This is a genomic window from Beijerinckia sp. L45 (assembly GCF_009765775.1).
Taxonomy (GTDB): Bacteria; Pseudomonadota; Alphaproteobacteria; order Rhizobiales; family Beijerinckiaceae; genus RH-AL1.
Genome location: NZ_LMUU01000122.1, coordinates 14240 through 21622 on the forward strand (window position 1 = coordinate 14240; position 7383 = coordinate 21622).

Below are 7383 nucleotides of genomic sequence, written 5' to 3' on the forward strand. Positions count from 1 at the left end.
GCCACGGGCGATCTCGCCAGGCGCAAGTTGCTCCCGGCCTTGCTGGAACGTGAATCCGAGGGTGTTCTTCCGCCGCGCGGGCGCATCATCTGTACCGGTCATCAACCGATGGACCCGACCGCGTTCATCGATGCCGTGCTCGCCAACACCGATCCATCCGATGCCGCAGCGCGCGAAGTTTTTCGCGAGCGCTTGCATTACGTCTGTGTCGATGCCGGCAACGCGGCAAGCTATGCCGATCTTGCCGCATTGCTGACCGATCCCGGCGTGGTCCGCGTTTTTTATCTGGCGACAGCGCCGCGCCTGTTCGCCTCGATCTCCGCCAACTTGTCCGCGGCCGGCTTAATTACCCCGCAGACCCGCGTCGTGCTGGAAAAACCGATCGGCCACGACCTGCAATCGTCGCGTGAGATTAACGACGCCGTCGGCAAGGTGTTCGACGAGAACCAGATTTACCGGATCGACCATTATCTTGGAAAAGAGACCGTGCAGAACCTTATGGTGCTGCGTTTCGCCAATCCGCTGTTCGAAAGGCCCTGGACCTCCGCCGATATCGACCACGTGCAGATCACCTGTGCGGAGACGCTCGGCGTCGGTGGCCGCGGCGACTATTACGACCACGCTGGCGCGCTGCGTGACATGGTGCAGAACCATATGGTGCAACTGCTCTGCCTGATTGCGATGGAGCCGCCGACGTTGCTCGACGAACATTCCGTCCGCGACGAAAAGCTGAAGGTGCTGCATGCGCTGAAGCCGATCGTCGACGGCGCGGTGAAAAGCTGCACGGTGCGTGGGCAATATGGGGCAGGCGCCGTCGAGGGGGCCGCGGTCTCCGGCTATCTCAAGGATATCGGCCAGCCGATGAGCGGCACCGAGACGTTCGTGGCGATGAAGGTCGAGATCGCCAACTGGCGCTGGGCCGGCGTGCCGTTCTACTTGCGGACGGGCAAGCGCCTTCCCAAACAATGTTCCGAGATCGTGGTGACGTTCAAGCCGTTGCGGCATTCGATCTTTCCGGAGTCGTTCGGGGCGATCGGGCCAAACCGGCTTGTCATCCGGCTGCAGCCGGACGACGGCGTCACGCAGGTGACGACGATGAAGGCGCCGGGCTCGGGCCGGATGGCGCTGGTGCCGGCAAGCCTGCAGCTCAATTTTCGCGACGCGACGGACTGGCGGGTGCACGACGCCTACGAGCGGCTGATCACCGACGTCATCCGCGGCGATCCAACCTTGTTCATGCGCCGCGACGAGGTCGAAGTGTCATGGCGCTGGATCGAACCGATCCACAAGGGGTGGCAGGAGCATCTGGTGCGCCCGATTCACTATGCCGCCGGCACATGGGGGCCGTCCGCCGCCATCGCCCTGATGGAGCGCGACGGGCGGTCCTGGTACGAGGACGGGATGCCGGCTGGGGTATAAGTCAGCCGATGCGTTTGGCAGCAGCGGCGACACAGCTTTCGAACACGTCGAGCGCATCGATGCCGCGAAGCGCGTCGTCGTCCGGCACGAAGATCGGATAGCCGCCGCTGCGCACGGCGCCCGGGATCATCAAATTGTCCGGCAGGTCAAAACTTTCGACGGCGATGCCGAACGGCTCGGGCGGCGCCAGCCGCAGCTGTTCGGCCATCCGGGAGGCGAAAGGCACGCGCGTGTTCGAGTAGCCGAAGATCGGTTTGCCGCGGCCGAGGAACCAGCCGACTTCGATCAGGGTGCCGGAATCCGCCGAGGCGCCAGCGAAAGGCGTCAGGTTGGCGATGATGATGTCGCAGGCCTCCATCATCGCGATGTCTTTCTCGTAGATGATCGTCCAGGCCTGCTCGGCCGTGTATTGCGCCAGATCCTCCAGGTCCTCGTTGAGCGGCGGCCGCCCCTCGATCCGGTAGCGCGCGCAGATCGCGACTTTTCGCGCGGCGTGTGCAGCCGCGTCGGGCAGGAACACGTCGGGGCCGGCGAGGTAGGCTTTCAGCATCAGGGTTTCGCCTTCTGGCTGACCACGGTTTTGTACAGCGCCAGCGTCGTCTCGGCGATCGCGTCCCAGCTGAAATGATCGAGAACCCGCTGGCGCCCGGCGCGTCCGAAACGGGCGCGGAGTTCGGGATCGCGCGCAAGGCGATTGATCGCGGCGGCGAGGCGGGCGGAAAAGGCGGCTGGATCGGCCGGATCGAAACTGCCGGGTTTGAGGCCGACGTCGACGAGCAGCCCGGTTTCTTCCGGCACCACCACTTCGGGGATCCCGCCGACCGCCGATGCCACGACCGCCGTCTCGCAGGCCATCGCCTCGAGGTTGATGATGCCGAACGGCTCGTAGACCGAGGGGCAGCAGAACACCGCGGCCTGCGTATAGAGTTCGATGACATCGGCCCGCGGCAGCATCTCGCGCACCCAGATCACGTCGGGCCGGATCGACGAAACCTTGGCGATGCTCGCTTCCATCTCCTGAAGGATTTCCGGCGTGTCCGGCGCGCCGGCGCACAGCACGATCTGCAGCGACGCATCGATGTCGGGGATCGCGTTGACGAGGTGGATGATGCCTTTTTGGCGTGTGATCCGCCCGACAAACAGCAGAAACGGCCGCGTCGGGTCGATTCCGTGCCGCTCCATGACGCCGGTGGTCGCGCCCGGCTTGTATTCGGCGGGGTCGATTCCGTTGTGAATGACGTGGACGCGGGCCGGATCGACCTTGAACAGCCGCAGCACGTCCTCGCGGGTCTCCCGCGATACCGCGATGATGGCGTCGGCCTGCTCGATCGCGGTGCGCTCCATCCAGGCGCTGAGATGATAGCCGTTGCCGAGCTGCTCGACCTTCCACGGCCGCAGCGGTTCCAGCGAATGGATGGTGAGGATGTAGGGCACGCCCCAAAGCTGGCTGGCGATGAGGCCACCCATGTCGGTGTACCAGGTGTGGCAATGCACGAGATCGGCATCGAGCCGATCCTTGGCCATCACCAGCGAGCGGGCAAAGGCGTCGATCGCGCCGACGAAGCGCGAGTCGGTATTTTGTTTGGTCTCGTCCCATTGCGGATAGCCGTGGACGCTGAGGTTTTGCGCGTCTTCGGCCTGCTCGCCGAAGCAACGGACGTCGACGTCGACCGACTTTGCGAGCGCCCGCGCCAGGTATTCCACGTGCACACCGGCGCCCCCGTAGACGTGCGGCGGGTATTCCTTGCTGAAGAGGGCGATCTTGCGGAGGTCGGACATAAGGTCTTTCTCGGGAGCCAAATTAGCCCTCATCCTGAGGAGCCATCGCAGATGGCGTCTCGAAGGACGAGGGCGGGCCGGTAATCCCTCGTCCTTCGAGACGCGCTTCGCGCTCCTCAGGATGAGGGGGCTGAAGCTGGGGCGATACCCTTACCCTTTCAAGCGATCCAGCATCGGCTGCGTTATCAGGCACACGCCCTTCTCCGTTCGCCGAAACCGTTGCGCGTCGAGCACCGGGTCTTCGCCGACCACGAGGCCGGGCGGAATATGGACGCCGCGATCCACCACCACCTTGGTCAGCCGCGCGCCGCGTCCGATGTCCGCGTAAGGCAAGATCACCGCGCCTTCGATGCGGCCGTAGGAATGCACGTGGACGCCGGTGAACAGCAGGGTGCGGTTCAGCTCGGTGCCGCTGACGATGCAGCCGCCCGAGATCAGCGAATCGGTCGCCTTGCCGCGGCGCCCGTCGTCGTCATGGACGAACTTGGCGGGCGGCACGATCTCGCCATAGGTCCAGATCGGCCATTGCCGGTCGTAGAGATCGAGGCCCGGCACGACGTCCGTCAGATCGATATTGGCTTCCCAGTAGGAGTCGATCGTCCCGGCATCGCGCCAGTAGGTTTCCGCCTCGGCGGACGAGCGGACGCAGGAGAGCCCGAAGCGATGGGCCACGGCTTTGCCGTTGGCGACGATGTAGGGGACGATGTCCTTGCCGAAATCATGGCTGCTCGTTGGGTCGGCGGCATCACGACGTAGCTGTTCGAACAGAAACTTCGTTTCGAAGATGTAGATGCCCATGCTCGCCAGCGCCCTGTCAGGCTTGCCCGGCATCGCCGGCGGATCGGCGGGCTTTTCCAGGAACGAGACGATCGTGTCGTCGGCATCGATCGCCATGACGCCGAAGCCGGTCGCCTCGAGGCGCGCGACCTCGATGCAGCCGACGGTGACATCCGCGCCTTGTTCGACGTGCTGCTGCAGCATCGGTTCGTAGTCTTGCTTGTAGACGTGATCACCGGCGAGGATCACGACATGGCGCGGCGCGTAGCCCTCGATGATCGCGATGTTCTGGTAGACGGCATCGGCGGTGCCGGCGTACCAGCCGCTTTCGGAGACCTGCTGGCTCGCCGGCAGGATGTCGAAGCTCTCGTTGCGCTCGTGGCGAAAGAAGTTCCAGCCACGCTGGAGGTGGCGGATGAGGCTGTGCGCCTTGTACTGGGTGGCGACGCCGATACGGCGAATGCCGGAATTCAGGGCGTTGCTCAGGGCGAAATCGATGATGCGGGACTTGCCGCCAAAATAGACCGCGGGCTTGGCGCGGCTGTCGGTCATTTCCATCAACCGACTGCCGCGGCCGCCGGCCAGCACGAAGGCCATGGCGCTACGCGCGAGCGGCGCGTGGGCGCGGTGCGAATCGTCCATGCGTCTCCTCCAAAGTCGTTCCGGCGCTCCGCTGGACGAAAAACGGGCCCGCGCATTTCCAAAGCGCCGCCAATTAAATGACGGTCGAAATCTCAGCCAGGATCAAAGCATTCGAGCGATAACAATTCGCTGATTTTCTTCAAATCGGACGCTTATTTTAGTCATATCCATCGATCTTTTTCGCTCAGCCAATAGGCGCAACCTCAAAAGATCGCCGCTCCCGTGTCCGCGCCGCCTACGGTGGCCCTGAATGCGGCGAACAACTCGCGCCCGACGCCGGTTGCATTGGCCGTTAGATCGATGCGATCGGCTTCCCGCGAGTCCCATTCGGCATCGCCGACGAGAACGCTGAGCCGGCCTGCCGGCGCGTCGACGCGGATCATGTCGCCATCGCGCACCCGGGCGATGCCGCCGCCGTCGACGGCCTCCGGCGTGACGTGGATCGCGGCCGGGACCTTGCCGGACGCGCCCGACAGCCGGCCGTCGGTCACCAGAGCGACGCGGAAGCCGCGATCCTGCAAGACGCCGAGGGGCGGCATCAGCTTGTGCAGCTCCGGCATGCCGTTGGCCTTCGGCCCCTGAAATCGGACCACGGCAACGAAGTCGCGCTCAAGCTCGCCGGCCTTGAATGCTGCCTGTAGCGCCTCCTGGCTGTCGAAGACGATGGCAGGCGCCTCGATGATATGACGATCATCCTTTACGGCCGAGGTCTTGATCACGGCGCGGCCGAGATCGCCGTCGAGCAGGCGGAGGCCGCCCGTTGCGGCGAAAGGCTCGGCCATGCCGCGCAGCACGTCGCGATCGCCGCTGGCAGCTGGGATGTCCCGCCAGGCGACGCTGCCGTCGTCCGCCAGCATCGGCTCGCTGGCATAGCTGCGCAGGCTCCCCCAGACGGTCGAGACGTCCGGGTGCAGCAGGCCACCGTCGAGCAATTCGCGGATTAAAAACCCCATGCCGCCGGCGGCGTGGAAATGGTTCACGTCGGCCTGGCCGTTGGGATAGACGCGGGAGAGCAGGGGCGTGACTTCGGCGAGGTCGGCGAAATCGTCCCAGGTGAGGGTAATGCCGGCGGCCCGCGCCATCGCAATGAGGTGGATCGTATGGTTGGTGGAGCCGCCGGTCGCGTGAAGACCGATGACGCCGTTGGCGAAGGCACGTTCATCGAGGATGCGTCCGATCGGCGTGTAGGCGTTGCCCGACGCCGTCAGCGCCATGGCGCGGCGCGCCGCCTCCACCGTCATCGCATCGCGCAGCGGCGTGCCGGGATTGATGAAGGAGGAGCCCGGCAGCTGCAGGCCCATGATCTCCATCAGCATCTGATTGGTGTTGGCGGTGCCGTAAAACGTGCAGGTGCCAGGGCCGTGGTAGGAGCCCATCTCGGAGGCCAGCAGCTCTTCGCGCGACGCCTTGCCTTCCGCATAGAGCTGGCGGGTGCGGGCCTTCTCGCTGTTGGCGATGCCCGACAGCATCGGCCCCGCGGGGATGAACACGCCCGGCAGATGGCCGAAGGCCAGCGCGCCGATGACGAGGCCAGGCACGATCTTGTCGCAGATGCCGAGGTAGACGGCGGTATCAAACGTCTGGTGCGACAGCGCCACCGCCGTCGACAGCGCGATAACGTCGCGGGAGAACAGAGACAGCTCCATCCCGGTCTCGCCCTGGGTGACGCCGTCGCACATGGCGGGCACGCCGCCGGCCACCTGCGCGGTGCCGCCGGCATGGCGCGCGGCGTCGCGAATCAGCTCGGGATAGCGCTCATAGGGCTGATGCGCGGAGAGCATGTCGTTGTAGGCGGTGACGATGCCGAGGTTGGGCCCGCGGCCGATCGACAGCCGCGTCTTGTCGCCGTAAGGCGCGGCCGCGAAGGCGTGGGCCTGGTTGGCGCAGCCAAGCTTCTGGCGCGGCAGGCGGGCCATGTCGGCGGCGGCATCGATCCGGTCGAGGTATCGCGTGCGTCCGTCGAGGCTGCGGCGGACGATGCGGTCGGTGATCTCGGATACGCGCTCATGCATGATGCTGGTCCTTGATCTCAGAAATAGGTCGCGCCCTCTCTTCCAGTGAAAAGAGAATCAGGCCAGCGCCGCCATGGCCCGGCTGGCGCGCGCCGTGATCGCCGCCCAGTCGCCGCGCTCGACCTCGTCCGGCGGGGCAAGCCAGGACCCGCCGACGGCCACCACGTTCGGCAGTTTCAGCCATGCGGCCGTGTCCGCTTCGTTGATCCCGCCCGTCGGGCAGAAACGGACATGCGGGAACGGGCCGGCCAGCGCCTTCACCGCCGCGATGCCGCCGGCGGGGACCGCTGGAAAAAACTTCATCACGTCGAAGCCGCGTTCCAGGCAGGCCATGATCTCGGAGGCCGTCTGGATACCGGGGACGAAATCGATGCCCATCTTTTCCGCCGCGTCGAGCAGAGCAGGCGAGGCCCCCGGGCTGAAGGCGAAGTGCAGGTCGTGCTCCTTGCAAATCGCGAGGTCGTGCGCGGTGAGCACGGTGCCGAGTCCGACCATCGCGTCCGGAACCTCGGCACGGACCGCTGCAGCAGCCTGGGCGCCAAAGGCGGTGCGAAGCGTGATTTCTAGGGTGCGGACGCCGCCGGCCACCAGCGCCTTGGCGAGGGGCACCGCGTGGGTAAGATCAGTTATCGTGAGCACCGGAATGAGTTTGGCGCTCCGCAGCAGCGCAAGGGCACCCGAAAGTCCCGTGGTCGACCCGCTCATCGCTTGTCCTCCGCTCGCCGGATCGCTTCGCCCTCGAGGGCGTTGGATC

Annotated in this window: 6 protein-coding genes; 1 reads left to right on the forward strand and 5 read right to left on the reverse strand. The window is 65.5% G+C overall.

What is annotated here, in order from left to right:
• On the forward strand, positions 1-1419 hold a 1419-nt coding region (gene zwf / locus GSQ79_RS12895), incomplete at its 5' end, for a glucose-6-phosphate dehydrogenase (RefSeq protein WP_158809115.1).
• Position 1420: 1 nt separating this feature from the next.
• On the opposite strand, the gene GSQ79_RS12900 is transcribed toward zwf, so the two are convergent.
• From GSQ79_RS12900 to eda, 5 genes are all read right to left on the reverse strand, one after another.
• The gene (locus tag GSQ79_RS12900) at positions 1421-1969 is read right to left on the reverse strand and encodes a nucleoside 2-deoxyribosyltransferase (RefSeq protein ID WP_158809116.1); all 549 of its coding nucleotides are present in this window, start codon (positions 1967-1969) and stop codon (positions 1421-1423) included.
• Positions 1969-3198: a glycogen synthase gene (gene glgA / locus GSQ79_RS12905; RefSeq protein WP_158809117.1), complete on the reverse strand. Its 1230-nt coding sequence runs from the start codon at positions 3196-3198 to the stop codon at positions 1969-1971. The genes GSQ79_RS12900 and glgA overlap by 1 nt, the downstream gene beginning before the upstream one ends.
• A gap of 150 nt (positions 3199-3348) precedes the next feature.
• Positions 3349-4617: a glucose-1-phosphate adenylyltransferase gene (gene glgC / locus GSQ79_RS12910; protein WP_158809118.1), complete on the reverse strand. Its 1269-nt coding sequence runs from the start codon at positions 4615-4617 to the stop codon at positions 3349-3351.
• A 203-nt stretch (positions 4618-4820) separates the two neighbouring features.
• A complete protein-coding gene (gene edd / locus GSQ79_RS12915; RefSeq protein WP_158809119.1) occupies positions 4821-6629 on the reverse strand; it encodes a phosphogluconate dehydratase in 1809 nt (602 codons plus the stop codon).
• A 57-nt stretch (positions 6630-6686) separates the two neighbouring features.
• Positions 6687-7334, reverse strand: coding sequence for a bifunctional 4-hydroxy-2-oxoglutarate aldolase/2-dehydro-3-deoxy-phosphogluconate aldolase (gene eda / locus GSQ79_RS12920; RefSeq protein ID WP_158809120.1), 648 nt, complete (start codon positions 7332-7334; stop codon positions 6687-6689).
• Between the last annotated feature and the right edge of the window lie 49 nt (positions 7335-7383).

Excerpts from the sequence above, each read along its gene's own strand:
- GSQ79_RS12900 (WP_158809116.1), bottom strand. The coding sequence starts at position 1,969 with ATGCTGAAAGCCTACCTCGCCGGCCCCGACGTGTTCCTGCCCGACGCG.
- glgA (WP_158809117.1), bottom strand. The coding sequence starts at position 3,198 with ATGTCCGACCTCCGCAAGATCGCCCTCTTCAGCAAGGAATACCCGCCG.
- glgC (WP_158809118.1), bottom strand. The coding sequence starts at position 4,617 with ATGGACGATTCGCACCGCGCCCACGCGCCGCTCGCGCGTAGCGCCATG.
- edd (WP_158809119.1), bottom strand. The coding sequence starts at position 6,629 with ATGCATGAGCGCGTATCCGAGATCACCGACCGCATCGTCCGCCGCAGC.
- eda (WP_158809120.1), bottom strand. The coding sequence starts at position 7,334 with ATGAGCGGGTCGACCACGGGACTTTCGGGTGCCCTTGCGCTGCTGCGG.